The 18049-nt window shown below is 54.9% G+C and carries 16 protein-coding genes; 8 read left to right on the forward strand and 8 right to left on the reverse strand.

What is annotated here, in order from left to right; all coding sequences use genetic code 11:
* Window positions 1-18: 18 nt before the first annotated feature.
* From ridA to pyrB, 3 genes are all read right to left on the reverse strand, one after another.
* The gene (ridA, locus tag DZE2538_RS01985) at window positions 19-405 is read right to left on the reverse strand and encodes a 2-iminobutanoate/2-iminopropanoate deaminase (RefSeq protein WP_012883121.1); all 387 of its coding nucleotides are present in this window, start codon (window positions 403-405) and stop codon (window positions 19-21) included.
* Window positions 406-517: 112 nt separating this feature from the next.
* Window positions 518-982, reverse strand: a complete 465-nt coding sequence (pyrI, locus tag DZE2538_RS01990; protein ID WP_012883122.1) for an aspartate carbamoyltransferase regulatory subunit — start codon at window positions 980-982, stop codon at window positions 518-520.
* Window positions 983-998: 16 nt separating this feature from the next.
* Window positions 999-1934 carry an aspartate carbamoyltransferase gene (gene pyrB / locus DZE2538_RS01995; protein ID WP_016943024.1) on the reverse strand — a complete coding sequence of 312 codons (936 nt, stop codon included), beginning with the start codon at window positions 1932-1934 and terminating at the stop codon, window positions 999-1001.
* Between the two features lie 411 nt (window positions 1935-2345).
* Here pyrB and DZE2538_RS02000 point away from each other — a divergent pair, with 411 nt between their 5' ends.
* Together DZE2538_RS02000 and DZE2538_RS02005 are read left to right on the forward strand one after the other, a co-directional pair.
* Window positions 2346-2813, forward strand: a complete 468-nt coding sequence (locus DZE2538_RS02000; protein ID WP_016943023.1) for a NanQ anomerase/TabA/YiaL family protein — start codon at window positions 2346-2348, stop codon at window positions 2811-2813.
* A gap of 262 nt (window positions 2814-3075) precedes the next feature.
* Entirely contained in the window at window positions 3076-4512 is a 1437-nt protein-coding gene (locus DZE2538_RS02005; protein WP_038915453.1) for a 6-phospho-beta-glucosidase, read from the forward strand.
* Window positions 4513-4606: 94 nt separating this feature from the next.
* Here the strand turns inward: DZE2538_RS02005 and argF are convergent, their stop codons facing one another.
* Window positions 4607-5623 (reverse strand): ornithine carbamoyltransferase, encoded by a 1017-nt coding sequence (gene argF, locus DZE2538_RS02010; protein ID WP_019843631.1) that lies wholly within the window; start codon window positions 5621-5623, stop codon window positions 4607-4609.
* 162 nt (window positions 5624-5785) lie between these two features.
* Between argF and rraB the strand changes: the two genes are divergently transcribed.
* Entirely contained in the window at window positions 5786-6217 is a 432-nt protein-coding gene (gene rraB, locus DZE2538_RS02015) for a ribonuclease E inhibitor RraB (protein ID WP_012883127.1), read from the forward strand.
* A gap of 143 nt (window positions 6218-6360) precedes the next feature.
* On the opposite strand, the gene DZE2538_RS02020 is transcribed toward rraB, so the two are convergent.
* The gene (locus DZE2538_RS02020) at window positions 6361-6864 is read right to left on the reverse strand and encodes a GNAT family N-acetyltransferase (protein ID WP_038915454.1); all 504 of its coding nucleotides are present in this window, start codon (window positions 6862-6864) and stop codon (window positions 6361-6363) included.
* Between the two features lie 274 nt (window positions 6865-7138).
* On the opposite strand from DZE2538_RS02020, the gene DZE2538_RS02025 reads away from it, so the two are divergent.
* The 4 genes from DZE2538_RS02025 to DZE2538_RS02040 all read left to right on the forward strand — a co-directional run bounded on the left by DZE2538_RS02025 (window position 7139) and on the right by DZE2538_RS02040 (window position 11559).
* Window positions 7139-7726 carry a helix-turn-helix domain-containing protein gene (locus DZE2538_RS02025; protein ID WP_038915455.1) on the forward strand — a complete coding sequence of 196 codons (588 nt, stop codon included), beginning with the start codon at window positions 7139-7141 and terminating at the stop codon, window positions 7724-7726.
* A gap of 23 nt (window positions 7727-7749) precedes the next feature.
* On the forward strand, window positions 7750-8232 hold the full coding sequence (locus tag DZE2538_RS02030; protein WP_038915456.1) for a GNAT family N-acetyltransferase: 483 nt from the start codon (window positions 7750-7752) through the stop codon (window positions 8230-8232).
* A gap of 304 nt (window positions 8233-8536) precedes the next feature.
* Window positions 8537-9604, forward strand: coding sequence for an alpha/beta fold hydrolase (locus DZE2538_RS02035; protein ID WP_019843634.1), 1068 nt, complete (start codon window positions 8537-8539; stop codon window positions 9602-9604).
* Between the two features lie 335 nt (window positions 9605-9939).
* Complete coding sequence (locus DZE2538_RS02040; RefSeq protein WP_038915458.1) at window positions 9940-11559, forward strand: methyl-accepting chemotaxis protein; 1620 nt, start codon at window positions 9940-9942, stop codon at window positions 11557-11559.
* Window positions 11560-11705: 146 nt separating this feature from the next.
* On the opposite strand, the gene DZE2538_RS02045 is transcribed toward DZE2538_RS02040, so the two are convergent.
* The 3 genes from DZE2538_RS02045 to pepA form a co-directional block, all read right to left on the reverse strand.
* The gene (locus tag DZE2538_RS02045) at window positions 11706-14561 is read right to left on the reverse strand and encodes a valine--tRNA ligase (protein WP_038915460.1); all 2856 of its coding nucleotides are present in this window, start codon (window positions 14559-14561) and stop codon (window positions 11706-11708) included.
* Between the two features lie 13 nt (window positions 14562-14574).
* Complete coding sequence (locus DZE2538_RS02050; RefSeq protein ID WP_012883138.1) at window positions 14575-15024, reverse strand: DNA polymerase III subunit chi; 450 nt, start codon at window positions 15022-15024, stop codon at window positions 14575-14577.
* A gap of 114 nt (window positions 15025-15138) precedes the next feature.
* On the reverse strand, window positions 15139-16647 hold the full coding sequence (gene pepA / locus DZE2538_RS02055; protein WP_016943014.1) for a leucyl aminopeptidase: 1509 nt from the start codon (window positions 16645-16647) through the stop codon (window positions 15139-15141).
* Between the two features lie 282 nt (window positions 16648-16929).
* Between pepA and lptF the strand changes: the two genes are divergently transcribed.
* A complete protein-coding gene (gene lptF, locus DZE2538_RS02060) occupies window positions 16930-18048 on the forward strand; it encodes an LPS export ABC transporter permease LptF (RefSeq protein WP_023638775.1) in 1119 nt (372 codons plus the stop codon).
* Window position 18049: the final 1 nt, after the last annotated feature.

Genomic DNA, 18049 nt, shown 5'->3' on the forward strand with positions numbered 1-18049 from the left:
GCAGCCGGGTGGTCTGGCTTAACCGCGAACGGCGATAGCTTCGATTTCGATTTTCACGTCTTTCGGCAGACGAGCCACTTCCACGCAGGAACGGGCCGGGAACGGCGCGTTGTGCTCGGTGAAGAAGGCTTCATAAGCCGCGTTCACGGTGGCGAAGTCGTTCAGATCTTTCACGAACACCGTGGTTTTAACGATATTGCTCACTTTCAGACCTGCCGCTTCCACGATGGCTTTCACGTTTTCCAGCGACTGACGAGCCTGCGCGGTAACGTCGTCTGCCACCAGACCGGTTTTCGGATCCACCGGGATCTGACCGGACGTGATGATCATGCTGCCCAGGTCAACACCCTGAACGTAAGGGCCGATAGCGGCCGGTGCCTGTTCCGTACTGATAATGCGTGACATGTTTTCTCCTGATTATGTCTGAAACGATGCGACTCCCGCATTATTCCAAAAAGCCTGCCGTCAGGCCAATGCTGCATACCACAGTCGGCGTTTTCCTGACGGCGTGTTGGCATCAATGACTGTTTAACACTGCCTGACGTTCGAATTCTTTCTCGCAGTATTTGCACTTCAGGTGCACGTCAGCGCCGACTTGCTTGATGCTGAAGGACGAATTGACCGGCTCGATACGGCTGATGCAGTTGCTGTTAGGGCAGGTCAGCACACCTTCAATGTGCGACGGCAATTGCGGGTGCAGTTTGCGTACCACTTCGTAATTGTCGATTTGATTGACGGTGGCTTGCGGCGCATACATCGCCAGTTGGTTAGCCTGCTCTTCTGTCAGAAAGATATTTTCAATCTTGATCAGGTCCTTGCGGCCCAGATGGTTGGAAGGCAAGTTCAGGCCGATGGTGATGCGCTGGTCGGTGGCGGTCAGTTTGAACAGTGTCAGTAATTTGAAGCCAACCTGTGCCGGAATATGGTCGATCACCGTACCGCGTTTGATGGCTTCTACCTGTAATTTGTTGTCGTGAGTCATGCTGTGTGCTCCTCTCTCACAGAACCAGTTCGCTGTTCAGAACCAACGCCAGCAGAGCCTGGCGCGCGTAAATGCCGTTACCTGCCTGCTGGAAGTAGTAGGCGTAAGGGGTGCTGTCCACATCGGTGGTGATTTCATCGATACGCGGCAGCGGGTGCAGGACTTTCAGGTTATCGCGGGCGTTGCCCAGGTCGGCGGCACGCAGGATAAACTGCGATTTGATATTGATGTATTCCGACGGGTCCAGACGCTCTTTCTGAACGCGGGTCATGTACAGAATATCCAACTGCGGTACCACTTCCTCAATGCTGGTGTGCAGGCTGTAGGGAATATTTTTCTCTTTCAGCATGTTGAGGATGTAGTCCGGCATCGCCAGCGCATCGGGGGAGATGAAGTAGAAGCGATTGCCGTCGAATTTGGCCAGCGCCTGGGTCAATGAATGGACGGTACGGCCGTACTTCAGGTCGCCGACCATCGCGATATTGATGTTGCTTAAGCGGCCCTGCGTTTCCTGAATGGTGAACAGGTCCAGCAATGTCTGTGAGGGATGCTGGTTGGCACCGTCGCCCGCGTTGAACACCGGCACACCGCCGGAGAACTCGGTCGCCAGCCGTGCTGCCCCTTCCTGCGGGTGGCGCATCACAATGGCGTCCACATAGTTGCTGATGACGGAAATGGTGTCGGCCAGCGTTTCGCCTTTTTTACCGAGCGAGGTGTTGCTGCTGTCGGCAAAACCCACCACCGAAGCGCCCAGGCGGTGGATGGCGGTTTCAAACGACAGACGGGTGCGGGTAGAAGCCTCAAAGAAACAGCTGGCGACCACCTTGTGCTTGAGCAGTTCCGGCTGGGGGTGGGCTTTCAGGCTGGCCGCCACCTTGAGCGTCAGTTCCAGATCGTCCCGGCTGAGATCGTTGATTGAGATAATGTGTCTTTTATATAGCGGATTGACCATGTGTCTATGCTCCCCTCGGTTAGGCCCGGTAAACAAACGGATGGCTGGCGGCGACAGGCAAAAAAAAGCCCCTCAACGAGGGGCGTTTTTTTATAAATCTGTCAGGCAACGGAAGGAAAAACGCCGTCATGCTGCCAACAGGCAGTTGCGGTAAGACACCCACAAAAACAGCAGCGTTAGACATGTTCCCTCCCGGCAAATTGTCCGGAATTATACGCGCCGAAGAGGTGAATTCAAGCAGAAAAACGCTGTCTTTTCGCGGTGAGCAATCGGTTGCGGTTAGGTGTTTCACCATTCGCTCAAACGCACGGTTCGGATCACTTTTTTACGCTTGCTGGCTGGCAGCGTAATGCCGACAGGAGTATAAGGAATCAAAACATTGTTTCAGTTTGTTTATTTATAGGAGCAGTCATGATTACCGGTAATGTCGACCATCTGGATCTATTCCCCTATCTGCCAGCCAAACTGCGCGAGGCGATTGAGTATGTGAAGCAGCATATCAACGCCGATACCCCGCTCGGCAAGCACGATATCGACGGCAATAAGGTGTTTGTACTGGTGTCGAATGACAGTACGGAACCGTTTGAGAAACGCCGCGCCGAGTACCACGCTAAATACCTGGATATCCAGATTGTGCTAAACGGCACGGAAGGGATGACCTTCAGCAACCTGCCAGCAGGCAAACCGGATGTGGACTGGCTGGCGGATAAAGATATCGCCTTCCTGCCGTCTGGTGAGCAGGAAAAGCAGGTGATACTGCAGACCGGCGATTTTGTGGTGTTCTTCCCCGGTGAAGTACATAAACCGCTGTGTGCCGTGGGCGAGCCAGCGCATGTGCGCAAGGCGGTCGTGAAAATCGACGCCACACTGGTGCGGTAACCCGACCGCCGCAAGCCGTCATGCCTGTAACGGGATACCGGTAATGGGGGAGTGCGCTATGCGCTCTCCCTGGCTCGTTGATTTCAATATCCTCAATTCCTCTGTCGTTGATTTTCTCGCCGTGCTGTCTCTTTCCTCCTTTGCCTGATCCTGCCCGGTATCGGCTCCTCTCTTCATCGTGATTCATGACTGAAACCGGTTGCAGTGGCGATAAAGTTGATGCACTCTGAAACCGGTTTCAGTTTCTGTGAGAGGAAAAGAGATGAGTCAATTACCCGCAGGGTTTTTATGGGGCGGTGCGGTAGCCGCGCATCAGTTGGAAGGTGGCTGGAATGCGGGCGGCAAAGGCCCCAGCGTGGTGGATGTGCTTACCGCCGGTGCACACGGCACACTGCGCCGTATTACCGACGGGGTGATCCCCGGCGAGTCCTACCCGAACCACGAAGCGATCGACTTTTATCATCGCTACAAGGATGACATTGCGCTGTTTGCGGAAATGGGCTTCAAGTGTTTTCGTACCAGCATTGCCTGGACGCGTATTTTTCCTCATGGTGATGAGGCCGAGCCGTGTGAGGCCGGGCTTCAGTTTTATGACGACCTAATCGACGAGTTACTCAAACACGGCATTGAGCCGGTACTCACTCTCAGCCACTTTGAGATGCCGTTGCATCTGGTGCAGCAGTACGACGGTTGGATGAGCCGTAAAACGCTGGATTGCTTTGTGCATTTCGCCGAGACGGTAATCACACGTTATCGGTACAAAGTGAAATACTGGATGACGTTCAACGAGATCAATAACCAGAAGAATGTATCGGCAGAGATTTTCGGCTGGATGTGTTCCGGGGTGAAGTTCCCACAGAAGGCGAAGCCGGAAGAAGCGATGTATCAGGCGGTGCATCACCAGTTCGTCGCCAGCGCGTTGATCGTCAAAAAAGCGCACGATATCAACCCGGATATCAAAGTGGGCTGCATGTGCGCATTTTTGCCTTACTACCCGTATTCCTGCCATCCGCAGGACGTGATGCTCGCAGCGCAAGCGATGCATGACCGCTTTTATTTTACCGACGTGCAGGTGCGCGGCCATTACCCGGCCTATGCCCGGCGCGAGTGGGCGCTCAAAGGTTACCACATCCACATGGAGCCGGAAGACGAGCAGATCCTTCGGGAAGGCAAGTCGGATTACATCGGGTTTAGCTACTACATGTCGAATGTGGTGAAACACGATGTGCAGAACCGCATCGACGCGAGTATGGACGGCAGCTCAGAATACTCGATTCCGAACCCGCACCTGAAAGCCAGCGACTGGGGATGGCAGATTGACCCGACCGGTCTGCGTTATGCGCTGACGACCTTGTATGAACGCTATGAAGTGCCGCTGTTTATTGTCGAAAACGGGCTGGGTGCGGTGGATAAGCCAGATGCGAATGGCGTGTGTCAGGATGATTACCGTATCGATTACCTGCGCTCGCATATTGAAGCCATGAAGGCGGCGGTATGGGAAGATGGCGTTGACCTGATGGGGTATACGCCGTGGGGATGCATCGATCTGGTGTCGTTCACCACCGGTGAGATGGCGAAGCGTTACGGTTTTATCTACGTTGACAAGCACGATGACGGCACCGGAACGCTGGCGCGTACGCCGAAAAAATCGTTCTACTGGTATAAGCGGGTGATCGCCTCAAACGGTGAGGAACTGTAACCCGTGTCAGGGTGAACGAGTGGGCCGATAACTCAGGTTATTCGGCCCATTATTGAGCCCATCGTGATTGGATGTGGCTCATTATTTCCGCCGTTTACATCTCGACGCTCTGACTTAACGTCGCCACCATCACCGCTTTGATGGTGTGCATGCGGTTTTCCGCCTGATCAAATACAATGCTATGGGCTGATTCAAACACGTCATTAGTGACTTCCATGCCGTTGTGCAAACCATACTGTTCGGCCATTTGCTTGCCAAGGGTGGTGTGATCGTCGTGAAATGCCGGCAGGCAGTGCAGGAATTTCACCTGTGGGTTGCCGGTGGCGGCAATCATCGCGGCATTGACCTGATACGGCCGCAGCAGGTCGATACGCTGTTGCCACACCTCTTTCGGCTCACCCATCGAAACCCACACGTCGGTGTAGATAAAGTCCACGCCGTTGACTCCGCTCACGACATCTTCCGTCAGCGTGATAGAACCGCCGGTTTTAGCTGCGGCAGCCTGGCATTCCGCCACCAGCCCTGCATCCGGCCAGCAGGCTTTCGGCGCGATCAATCTTAGCTCCAGCCCGGTGATGGCGGCGGCTTCCAGCATACTGTTGCCCATGTTATTGCGGGTATCGCCCACGTAGGCCAGCTTCATACCTGACAGCGGTTTGCCCGGCAGGTGTTCCTGCATGGTCAACAAATCCGCCAGCAACTGGGTTGGGTGAAATTCGTTGGTCAGCCCGTTCCACACCGGCACGCCAGAAAACTCCGCCAGCGTTTCCACCAACACCTGACCGTAGCCACGATACTGGATGCCGTCATACATGCGGCCCAGCACTCGGGCGGTGTCTTTCATGGACTCTTTGTGGCCTATCTGGCTACCGCTCGGGCCGAGGTAAGTGACCTGTGCGCCCTGATCGTATGCAGCAACTTCGAAAGAGCAACGAGTGCGGGTCGAATCTTTTTCGAAGATGAGTGCGATGTTTTTACCTTGCAGGTGGCGGGTCTCGGAGCCGTTTTTCTTATGAGTTTTGAGTGTAGCGGCGAGAGTCAGCAGGCTGTTGATTTCAGCGGGGGTGAAATCCATCAACCGTAAAAAATGGCGTTTATAGAACGGGTTCATCGTTGTCTTCTCCATGTGGCTCAACACTTCGGTTGAATTAAAATTCACTTTATATGTGTAAATATTCAAATTCAAGTGTCGTGTTCAAACTTTCTGGTGGAGAGAGAGGCTGGCCTGTGGGAAAATGGCTGTCATCTTTGCCGCTTTGATGAGGACTGAGACATGGCAAACCGCGAACTGCTGGAAGAACAACGTGAAGAGACCCGCCTGATCATCGAAGAACTGCTGGAGGACGGCAGCGACCCCGATGCGCTCTACACCATTGAACACCATTTCTCAGCCGAGAAGTTTGAAGAACTGGAGAAAGTGGCGGTAGACGCGTTCAAGCTGGGTTACGAAGTGACCGACGCTGAAGAAATGGAAATGGAAGACGGCGTGGTGCTGATGTGCTGCGACGCTATCAGTGAAGTGGCGCTGAACGCCGAACTTATCGACCAGCAGGTGGAACAACTGCTGTCGCTGGCCGAACGTCATGGGGTGAACTATGACGGCTGGGGCACCTACTTTGAAGACCCGAACGGCGAAGACGATGAAGACGAGTTCGGTGAAGACGAAGATTTTTATGACGAGGACGATGACGGCAAACGTCATTAATGCCTGGTCTATGACTATCTTGTGAACCTGTCGCCCGGTTTGTACCGGGCGATATGTTTTCTGCGTGGTGTGTCGTGATGCTACCTGCGTCTTTACCGCGTTTTTACGATTACCGCATTCTTGCTATCACCGCATTTTTAACGTCACAGTATTTTTAACATCCTGACTTCACAGTCCACATGGCCGGTGTTGCCCATGGCATGCGGAATGTGTCGAAAACCCAACTTTTCATACAGCGTGATAGCACTGGTCAGGTGCGCGGTGGTTTCCAGATAACAGCGGCGAAACCCTTGCTCACGGCCAAATGCCAGCGCCTGTTCAGCCAACTGCCGGGCGATACCTCTACCACGCGCCAGCGGCAGGAAATACATTTTCTGTAATTCACAGACATCTGCTTCGCCGCCTGACAACGGGGCCAGCCCGCCGCCGCCGACCACTTCACCGTTACATTCCACCACCCAATAGGCGCTGGCCGGACGACAATAGAGTTCGAACAGCTGGTCCAGGTTAGGGTCGGAGACGGTATACCCTTTGTCGGCAGTCAGGCCGAATTCAGCAGAAACCAGTCGAATAACACGGGCTATCGCCGCGTTGTCGGTGGCCGTAATTGGGCGGGTCAGCAGGGAGATTGGCGCTGAAGTTGTCATGTTGCTCACTCTTATCGGCAGAATCCGGTCAGGTCGAAAACGTCGGCAACAGGCTGACGTGCTCCGATGTGATATGCATCGGCGATTATACGCACCGACGTGCCACCTCAAAACCTGTTATTGATAACGGCCTGTTGTGAAAAGAGCAACCCGAGGGGGAAGCAACAGGTTGTCACCCGGAGGCTACGGTTTGATGCGGTTTCTCTTCGTTCAGATCTTGATCTTAATTCTCATATATGAGATTTTTTATCAAAATTGATATTCAGGATACGCGATGGAACCTTCTCTTTCTGAAACCGATCGCCTTTGCGAAACGGATCGTCGTCTGGCTGAACGGCTGGCGGCCCTGCGCCGTGAGCGCGACTGGTCGCTGGACGAATTGTCGCAGCGCAGCGGCATTAGCCGGGCGACCTTGTCGCGTCTGGAGCGTCTGGAGTCGAGCCCGACGGCGGTATTGCTGGGCCGCTTGTGTGCGGTATACGGCTGTACGATGTCGGGTCTGCTGGCTGAAGTCGAACTCCCGTTGCCCCAGAAACTGAGCGTCACCCAGCAGCCGGTGTGGGTTGACCCGGAAACCGGGTTTATCCGTCGTGTCGTTTCCCCATCTTCCGCTGGTTTTCGGGCCGAAATGATTCACGGCGAGTTACCGGCGGGTGCGCGTATCGACTATAACGCGCCGCCGCTGGCGGGGCTGGAACATCACCTGTATGTGCTGGACGGTCAACTGACAATAACGCTGGAAGGGGTTATCCACACACTGGGCCCACAAGACAGCCTGCGTTATCGCCTGTATGGCAGTTCGGGGTTTCATAATCCCGGCCCTGACCCGGTTCGTTACCTGATAGCGATTTGTACCCCCTGACCATTTTGCTAAGGAGTTGAATGATGACAGAGACATCCCGACAGGAGCCGCTGACGATTCGCATTGATGACCTGACCGGTGAGGCAACCCGAGCGCTGGTGGCCCTGCATCTGGCGGGAATGCACGATAATTCGCCGCCAGAAAGTGTGTTCGCACTGGATTTATCTGGCTTACAGTCACCGGATATTACGTTCTGGAGCGTCTGGCGAGGTGAACAGATAGCCGGTATCGGCGCGTTGAAAATGCTGGCGGATGGCGGTGGCGAACTGAAATCGATGCGCACCCATCCGCAGTGCTTACGTCAGGGTGTGGCAGCCTACCTGCTGGCGCACATTGTGAATGAAGCCCGTCGACGTGGCTTGCCACGCCTGAGTCTGGAAACGGGCTGTGGCCCGGCGTTTGAACCCGCGCTGGTGCTGTACCGTAAACACGGTTTTGTTAATGGCAGTGTGTTCGCTGAGTATACGGCCAGCGAATTCAATCAATTCCTGCATTTATCGCTGTGATGGCGGCGTTGTTTTGACGCCTGATTTCTGTACTTCTTTGTCCGCAGACGACAATATCGACAACCAGTAGGGAACGCCAGGCGCTCTTTATACTACCCATGATGCAACGCATGGCGTGTCTGAGCAGAACGGTGACACGGATTATTTTGTGATTATTCTTTAAGGCTAAATTATGTGCCGATATAACTAAAATCGTCGGCATATAATTATTTTTTTAATCATTAGTCAACAAGCGTTATTGGGATATTTTACGGGAAATATTAACATCGAAGCCCCTCGTCTATGATTACGGAAGCGTTGCTTTATGGTTAACCGCTTGTTGTCTCGGCTGGCTGCTCTGATGTTGTTGCTCGTTTTTTCCTCTTTTGCGACCGCACAAACATTACAGCCACAAGAAGGGAATTGGGTCGCACCTGAATTCCGATTCCATACCGGAGAAACCATCAATCATCTCCGTATCCATTATTACACCTTGGGTGACAGTAAGAAGCCGGCAGTTTTATTGCTGCACGGGACGAATCAGCCGGTGAGCGCCTTATTGGCGGCGGGTTTTGGCGGTGAGTTATTCGGCCCCGGCCAACCGCTGGATGCCAGCAAGTATTTCATCATTATTCCTGAAAGCATTGGTTCGGGAAAATCCGCCAAACCGTCTGACGGCCTGCGCACAAAATTCCCACAATACGACTACGACGATATGGTACTGGCGCAATATCGGCTGTTGACCGAAGGGCTTGGTATTACCCATCTACGTCTGGTGATGGGCTATTCCATGGGCGGGATGCAAACCTGGATGTGGGGTGAAAAATACCCGGATATGATGGATGCGCTGGTGCCAATGGCCTCACAGCCGAATGAATTATCTGGCCGTAACTGGATGCTGCGCCGGATGTTAATTGAAACCATCAAGCGCGATCCGGCCTGGAAAAACGGTGACTACACCACGCAGCCACCGTCATTGCAGACAGCCAACATCATGTTCAGCATCGCCACTACGGGCGGTACGTTAGGCTATCAGAGCAAAGCTCCGACGCGTGCACTGGCGGACAAGCTGGTCGATGAGCGTCTGGCTGCACCGGTTACTGCCGATGCTAACGACTTTATTTACATCTGGAATTCCTCAGCGGATTACAACGCCTCACCGGAATTGGGCCGCATCAAAGCGCCATTGCTGGTGATTAACTCTGCCGATGATGAGCGTAATCCGGTTGAAACAGGAATATTGGAAAGTGAGCTTAAGAAAGTGAAGCATGCCGAATTGTTTTTGATTCCGGCAAGTCAGGAAACCAGCGGTCATGCCACCATGATGTCGGCGAAGTTTTATAAAAATAAGTTGGGTGAATTTTTGGCTGCGGTACCCGCCCATAAGCAATAACAGAAATTAACCGTACCGGGCCGACGCCTAAACATAATCATGTCGGCCCTTCCTTTCATGATATTTCCTTTTCATTTTTGTTGCGGTTTATACCCTAAATAATTCGAGTTGTAGGACAAAACGCTTTGCGTTTTGAACAACGCAAAGCGTTGGCCCTCAGGGCAAGACTCATAATGAGTCTTGTAACGCGGCAAGTGAGTGAATCCCGATGAGCTTACACAGGTAAGTGATTCGGGTGAGGGAACGCAGCCAACACACCTGCAACTTGAAGTATGACGGGGTTACGTGTGAGTTGAAGCTCATGGTTTTTCATTGACCAAACAGCAGGGACAATTATGTTTCGTAAGATCAAGATCCGCACAACACTCAGTATTATGGTGTTTTCTTTGGCAGTACTGTCGTTAATTGTCGGCGTGCTGGGGCTGGTTGCCGTTCAGTCGGGGAATAAATCGTTCGCACATGTGGATACGGTGGTGCTGCCGGGGCTGGTGGCGTTGAATGAAAGCTCGGAATTGCTATTGCGCGCCCGCCTGGATTTACGGCTGTACGAATCCCTGATGGGGAAAGGGGATAAAGAGGCGGCCTCCGTGGCGCTTAAACGTGCCAGAGGAAAAATTGATGATGCCGGTAAAAAGTGGCAGGAGTACCTGACTTACCCGCAGTCTGAACCGGAAAAAGTCATTTCTTCCGACATGGCTAGCAAACGCGACACCCTGATGAATGAGTTCATCAACCCGGCGTTTACCGCGCTGGAAGCCGGAAACCTGGATGATTACCGGCAGCGTGCCGGGAAATCTACCACGCTGTACGCCGACTTTGACAACGCGTCGAAAAAGCTGGTGCAGTACAAACGTCAGAGCATTGACGAGGCTTACAGCGATTCTAACGAACGTGTTAGCCGCATGCAGGTCATTTTGTCGGTGGTGATTGTCTGTGCGTTGGTGCTGGCGGCGCTGGCCTGGTCGATTCTGACCAACCTGGTGGTGAAACCGCTCAATCAGGCGATTAGCGTGTTTGGTCGTATTGCGCAAGGTGACCTGCGCGCCAACATTGAGATTCGCGGCAATAACGAAATTGCTCAGTTGTTCGGTGCGGTACAGCATATGCGCGACGGGCTGGAAAACATGGTGCGGGCGGTACGTAACGGCACCGACGCCATCAGCGTCGGCGTTGAAGAGATTGCTTCCGGCAACATTGATCTCTCCAGCCGTACTGAGCAGCAGGCGGCATCGCTGGATGAAACGGCGTCCAGCATGGAGCAGATTCTGTCCACTGTCAGCAACAATGAAGACAACACGCGCAAAGCCAACGATTTGGCGCAGAAAGCGTCGGATTCCGCTTCTCGCGGTGGCAATGTGGTGACGGAAGTGGTTGATACCATGCGTTCTATCCAGCAGAGCTCGGCCCGTATTTCCGATATCGTTGGTGTGATTGATGGAATCGCCTTTCAGACCAACCTGCTGGCGCTGAACGCCGCGGTGGAAGCGGCACGGGCAGGGGAGCAGGGTAAAGGCTTTGCGGTGGTAGCATCTGAAGTGCGTACGCTGGCGCAACGTAGCGCCACAGCGGCGAAAGAGATCGGTTCTATGATCGATAACTCGCTAAGCCGCATTGAAAAAGGTGCCGGGCTGGTGGAAATGGCCGGTAAGACTATGGATGAGATCCTGTCGGATGTCCGCAAAGTGGTGGATATCATGGGTGAGATCATGCTGTCTTCCGGCGAACAGAGCCGGGGAATTTCGCAGATCAATATCGCGATCACTCAGATGGACGGCGTGACCCAGCAGAACGCCACCCTAGTGGCTGAGGTGGCGACGGCGGCAAGCTCGCTACAGGCACAGGTGACGCACCTGCAACAGTCGATAGCCAGTTTCCGGCTGGATAACGAGCCTCAACACCGACTGGGCGACAACCTCGGAACACAGCCGCGCGTTGCGCTGGTTGGTTCACGGTAAGCCGCACCGGATAGCGGTCAGCGTTGCATCAAATAACCGCACATCAAATAAAAAGCCCCGCGGTAATACGCAGGGCTTTTTTCTTTTCATCAAACCGTTATCAATCAGGCTAATATCGTGTTTGCCGGTGTTAGCCTGAGCCTTGATTACAGTGCGGCGATAGTCGCCTGCTGCTCCAGCAGTTTGGCTTTAGCGGCGGCGTAACCGTCGCGTTTTTCACGCTCTTTGGCAACCACGGCTTCTGGTGCGCGCGCGACAAAGCCTTCGTTGGACAGCTTGCTGTCGATGCGGCCGATTTCCACCTCGAGTTTCGCCACTTCTTTGGCCAGCCTGTCTAGTTCGGCTACTTTGTCGATAAGGCCTGCCATCGGGATCAGCAGCTCAGCGCCCTCTACCAGCTTGGTGACGGAGACCGGGCCTTTATCGCCAGCCGGTAACAGCGTGATGCTCTCCAGACGCGCCAGCGTCTGAATAAAGCCGAGGTTGTCCTGCACACGGCGGGTGGCATCGGCGGACGCTTCGCGCAGCAGCAGTGCCAGCGGCTTGCTGGGCGCGATGTTCATTTCGGCACGGATGTTACGCACCGCGATGATCGCCTGCTTGATCCACTCCAGATCGTTAAACGCCTGCTCGTCTTCCAGCGCGGCGTCAAAGGCCGGGAACGGCTGCAGCATAATCGTATCGGCGCTCACGCCTTTCAGTACTTTCACCCGTTGCCAGATGGTTTCGGTAATGAACGGGATGATCGGGTGAGCCAGACGCAACAGCGCTTCCAGTACCGTGACCAGCGTATGACGTGTGCCGCGCAGTTCAGCGTCGCTGCCGCCGTTCATCACTGGCTTGGTCAGCTCCAGATACCAGTCACAGAACTGGTTCCAGGTGAACTCGTAGAGCACGTTGGCTGCCAGGTCGAAACGGTAGCTGTCCAGCGCTTCGCGGTAGGCTTTCACCGTGCGGTTGAATTCCGCCAGAATCCAACGGTCTGCCAGTGACAGCACTTTGTCGCCACCGTTAAAACCGCAATCCTGCTCTTCGGTATTCATCAGCACGAAACGGCTGGCGTTCCACAGCTTATTACAGAAGTTGCGGTACCCTTCCAGACGTTTCATGTCCCAGTTGATGTCGCGGCCGGTGGAAGCCAGTGCCGCCAGCGTAAAGCGCAGGGCATCGGTGCCGTGCGGTTCGATGCCGTTCGGGAACTGTTTTTCGGTACGCTTGCGGATTTTTTCCGCCAGCTGCGGCTGCATCATGTTGCCGGTGCGTTTTTCCAACAGCGCTTCCAGCGAAATACCGTCCACCATATCCAGCGGGTCGATCACGTTGCCCTTGGATTTGGACATTTTCTGGCCTTCCTCATCGCGGATAAGGCCGGTCATGTAGACGGTATGGAACGGTACCTGTGGCTTGCCGTCTTCATCTTTGATGAAGTGCATGGTCATCATGATCATGCGGGCGATCCAGAAGAAAATGATGTCAAAGCCGCTGACCATCACGCTGCTGGGGTGGAAGGCTTTCAGTTCCGGGGTTTGCTCCGGCCAGCCGAGCGTGGAGAAGGTCCACAGGGCGGAGGAGAACCAGGTATCCAGCACGTCGTCGTCCTGGCGCAACGCCACATCTGCCGCCAGATTATTCTCGCGGCGCACTTCTTCTTCATCACGGCCGACGTAGACCTTGCCGTTATCGTCGTACCACGCCGGGATGCGATGACCCCACCACAGCTGACGGGAGATACACCAGTCCTGAATGTCGCGCATCCAACTGAAGTACATGTTTTCGTATTGCTTCGGCACGAACTGGATACGGCCGTCTTCCACCGCTTCCACCGCCGGTTTGGCCAGCACCGCGGCACGGACGTACCACTGGTCGGTCAGCATCGGCTCGATCACCACGCCGCCACGGTCGCCATAAGGAACGGTCAGGTCGTGCGCTTTAATTTCTTCCAGCAGGCCCAGTTCGTCAAACGCCGCGACCACCGCTTTACGGGCAGCAAAACGCTCCAGCCCGCGGAACGCGTCGGGAATGTCATTGCTGTAGACGGTGCTGGATTCGCCGTTGGTGTTGAAGACTTCCGCTTCCTGGCGGATATCGCCGTCGAACGTCAGGATATTGATCATCGGCAACTGATGGCGTTTACCGACTTCATAGTCGTTGAAGTCGTGCGCCGGGGTGATCTTCACGCAGCCGGTGCCTTTTTCCATATCGGCGTGTTCGTCACCGACGATCGGGATACGGCGACCAACCAGCGGCAGGATCAAAAACTTGCCGATCAGATCTTTATAGCGCGGATCTTCCGGGTTGACCGCCACACCGGTATCACCCAGCACGGTTTCCGGACGGGTGGTAGCGACCACCAGATAGTCTTTACCGTCGGCGGTTTTCGCGCCGTCTGCCAGCGGGTAGCGCAGGTGCCACATCGAGCCTTTGACGTCGCGGTTTTCCACTTCCAAATCGGAGATGGCGGTGCGCAGTTTCGGGTCCCAGTTCACCAGACGTTTGCCACGGTAGATCAGGTCTTCCTGATACAAGCGCACAAACACTTCTTTCACCGCGTTGGACAAGCCATCGTCCATGGTGAAACGCTCGCGCTCCCAGTCTACTGAGTTGCCCAGGCGACGCATCTGACGAGTAATGGTGCCGCCGGATTCCGCCTTCCACTGCCAGATTTTATCGATGAAGGCATCGCGGCCGTAATCATGGCGGGTTTTGCCTTCTTCAGCGGCGATTTTACGTTCCACGACCATCTGGGTGGCGATACCGGCATGGTCGGTACCTGCCTGCCACAGGGTGTTTTTACCCTGCATGCGCTGGTAGCGGATCATCGTATCCATAATGGTTTGCTGGAAAGCATGGCCCATGTGCAGGCTGCCGGTCACGTTGGGCGGCGGGATCATGATGCTGAAACTTTCTTTGCTGGTGTCGCCGTTGGGTTTGAAGTAACCCTGTTGTTCCCAGTGCTCGTACAGCGGCTGCTCGATATCGTGCGGGTTGTATGTCTTTTCCATTATGCTCAAAAAGTCAGTGAGTTGGCGGCGTCGCCGTGGTCAATTGGAAGCCGACGCTGCGATAGGCTTTGTAGCGGTCGCGCGCCAACTGTTTCAGAGATTCGTCGTAAGGGACGAAGTCTATCACTTCATGGAAAGCGGTGGCAAAATCTGCGAACTGCGGCATTAGGCTAATCAACAGGTCGCGTGGTGCGTTGCCGCGTTTTTGCGGCCAGGCCAGCTCTACCGGTGAGCCTTGCCGCGGCCCTTCACCCGCCAGATTGTGCGGCACGAACGCGTGGGGTTCACGCTGCCACAACGCTTCGTCCAGCCTGAGTGCCTGTTGCTCGTCTTCACAGGCGATCAGTACGCGCTGACCCGCGCGCCAGCGCGCGGCGGCCAGCTCACAGGCCAGCACTTCACAGGCGTTCAGCTCACCGCTGGAGCGGTCGCTCTCAATGAGATAGAAGGTCGCGTTTTTCATGGTGCTCCGCATACCGATGAGGGTTACAGACAGAATAACAAATCCCCGCAAGCGCGGGGATCAGGCCGGAAGGGGATGAATACGCCACCGGCGGGCGGCGGCGATTGCCGATGATTACTCGGCGTCATTCAACCCGGCGCGGTTTAACAGGAACTGCGACAGCAACGCCACCGGGCGGCCGGTCGCGCCTTTCGCCTTGCCGGAACGCCAGGCGGTACCAGCGATATCCAGATGCGCCCAACTGTACTTGCGGGTAAAGCGCGACAGGAAGCACGCCGCGGTAATGGCCCCGCCCGGACGACCACCGATGTTCGCCATATCAGCGAAGTTGGAGTCCAGCTGTTCCTGATATTCATCGCCCAGCGGCAGACGCCAGGCGCGGTCACCCGCTTGTTCCGAGGCACCCAGCAGTTCGTGAGCCAGCGGATTGTGGTTCGACATCAACCCGGTCAGGTGATGCCCCAGCGCGATAACGCAGGCACCGGTCAGGGTGGCGACGTCAATCACCACATCCGGCTCGAAGCGCTCGACGTAGGTGAGGGTATCGCACAGCACCAGACGGCCTTCGGCATCGGTATTCAGCACTTCCACGGTTTGGCCGGACATGGTGGTCAGAATGTCGCCGGGCCGATAGGAGCGGCCATCCACCATGTTTTCGCAACCGGCCAGCACGCCGATGATGTTGAGCGGCAATGCCAGTTCCGCCGCTACACGCATGACGCCATACACCGATGCGGCGCCGCACATGTCGTACTTCATTTCGTCCATGCTGTCGGCGGGTTTGATGGAGATACCACCTGCATCAAACGTCAGGCCCTTGCCGACCAACACGATAGGTTTGCTGTTGCTGTCCGGCGCGCCTTTGTATTCGATAACCGACATCAGCGATTCGTTTTGTGAACCTTGACCGACAGCCAGATAGGCGTTCATCCCCAACTCTTTCATCTGCTGTTCGCCGATGACGCGGGTAGTAACCTGGCTATAACCGTCGGCCAACTGGCGCGCCTGCGAGGCCAGGTAGGCGGCGTTGCAGATATTCGGCGGCATGTTGCCCAGATCTTTGGCTGCCTTGATGCCGGACGCAATCGCCAGACCATGCTGAATGGCACGCTCGCCGGAGGTCAGTTCACGGCGGGTCGGCACATTGAACACCATCTTGCGTAAGGGGCGACGCAGCTCGACCTTGTTGGTCTTTAATTGATCAAAGGTATACAGCGTTTCTTTGGCTGTTTCGACCGCCTGACGCACTTTCCAATAGGTATTGCGGCCTTTTACATGCAGTTCGGTCAAAAAGCAGACCGCTTCCATCGAGCCGGTTTCATTGAGGGCGTTGATGGTTTTCTGGATAACCTGCTTGTACTGGCGCTCATCGAGCTCGCGCTCTTTACCGCAGCCAATCAGCAAAATACGCTCGGAAAGGATATTGGGGACATGGTGCAACAGCAGAGATTGCCCCACCTTACCTTCCAGTTCGCCACGGCGAAGTAACGCGCTGATGTAACCATCGCTGATTTTATCGAGTTGTTCTGCGATAGGGGACAGCCGACGCGGTTCAAACACGCCGACGACAATGCAGGCACTGCGTTGTTTTTCCGGGCTACCGCTTTTTACGCTGAACTCCATGAACTCTCCTGAATCTTTAAAGACAACGGTGGGATCTACGGCTAGAATGTGACATTCCGTAATATTTTCCCGCCGTTGCGTTAACATAACCTGTGTTAATCTAAACGACGTAGCGAATCTGTGCGAGGATACTCAGCAGGTTCTGATAAACATCCCACAAACAGGGATGTTTTAATAACGCTTTAGCTACGAAGGTTGCCACAAATGAGTGTAAATGGCGAGTTAGCGAAAAAACTATCGACTTTCCTGCAAAAATACAAGTTTTCACAGGCGTAATTAAGCGTGATCATCATTCGATATCTGGTACGGGAAACCTTCAAGAGCCAGGTGGCCATTCTGTTCATCCTGTTACTGATTTTTTTCTGTCAGAAACTGGTGCGGATACTGGGCGCTGCCGTGGACGGCGACATCCCGACCAATCTGGTTTTATCCCTGCTGGGGCTCGGTGTGCCGCAGATGGCGCAACTGATTTTGCCTCTGAGTCTTTTCCTCGGGCTGCTGATGACCTTCGGTCGGCTTTACGCTGAAAGTGAAATCACCGTGATGCATGCCTGCGGGCTCAGTAAAAACGTGTTGCTGAAAGCAGCACTGGTGCTGGCATTGCTGACGGCGTCGCTGGCTACCGCCAACGTGCTGTGGTTAAGCCCCTGGTCGTCACGCCATCAGGACGAGGTGCTGGCAGAAGCGCGTGCCAACCCCGGCATGGCGTCGCTGGCGGAAGGCCAGTTCCAGCAGACGCAAGACGGCAACTCGGTGCTGTTTGTCGGCAAGGTCAACGGCGGCGATTTCGAACGGGTTTTTCTGGCGCAACTGCACCCGCGTGAGAACACTCGCCCGTCGGTGGTTGTGGCGGATAAAGGTACGGTAGCGGCACGTGGCGACGGTTCCCAGGTGGTAACGCTCAGCAAAGGCACCCGTTATGAAGGCACGGCGATGCTGCGTGATTTCCGTATCACCGATTTTATCAACTATCAGGCGATTGTCGGCTATCAACAAGTGGCGGTTGACCCCACTAACGTTGAGCAGATGAGCTTCAAAACGCTGTGGCGTTCATCCGACATTACCGCCCGCGCTGAGTTCCACTGGCGACTGACGTTGATTTTCTCCGTGCTGATGATGGCGGTGATGGTGGTGCCACTGAGTGTGGTGAACCCCCGTCAGGGGCGTGTGCTGAGTATGCTGCCAGCCATGCTGCTGTATCTGGTGTTTTTCCTGTTGCAGAGTTCGCTGCGTTCTAACGCGGGCAAGGGCAAGCTCGACCCGATGGTATGGATGTGGCTGACCAATCTGGTCTATCTGTCGCTGGCCGTCCTGCTGAACCTGTGGGATAGCGTACCGCTGCGTAAAATCCGCGCCAGCCTGAAATCGGGCCATCGCCAGAACGTAGAAGGAGCGGCCTGAT

Source organism: Dickeya zeae NCPPB 2538 (assembly GCF_000406165.1).
Classification (GTDB): domain Bacteria; phylum Pseudomonadota; class Gammaproteobacteria; order Enterobacterales; family Enterobacteriaceae; genus Dickeya; species Dickeya zeae.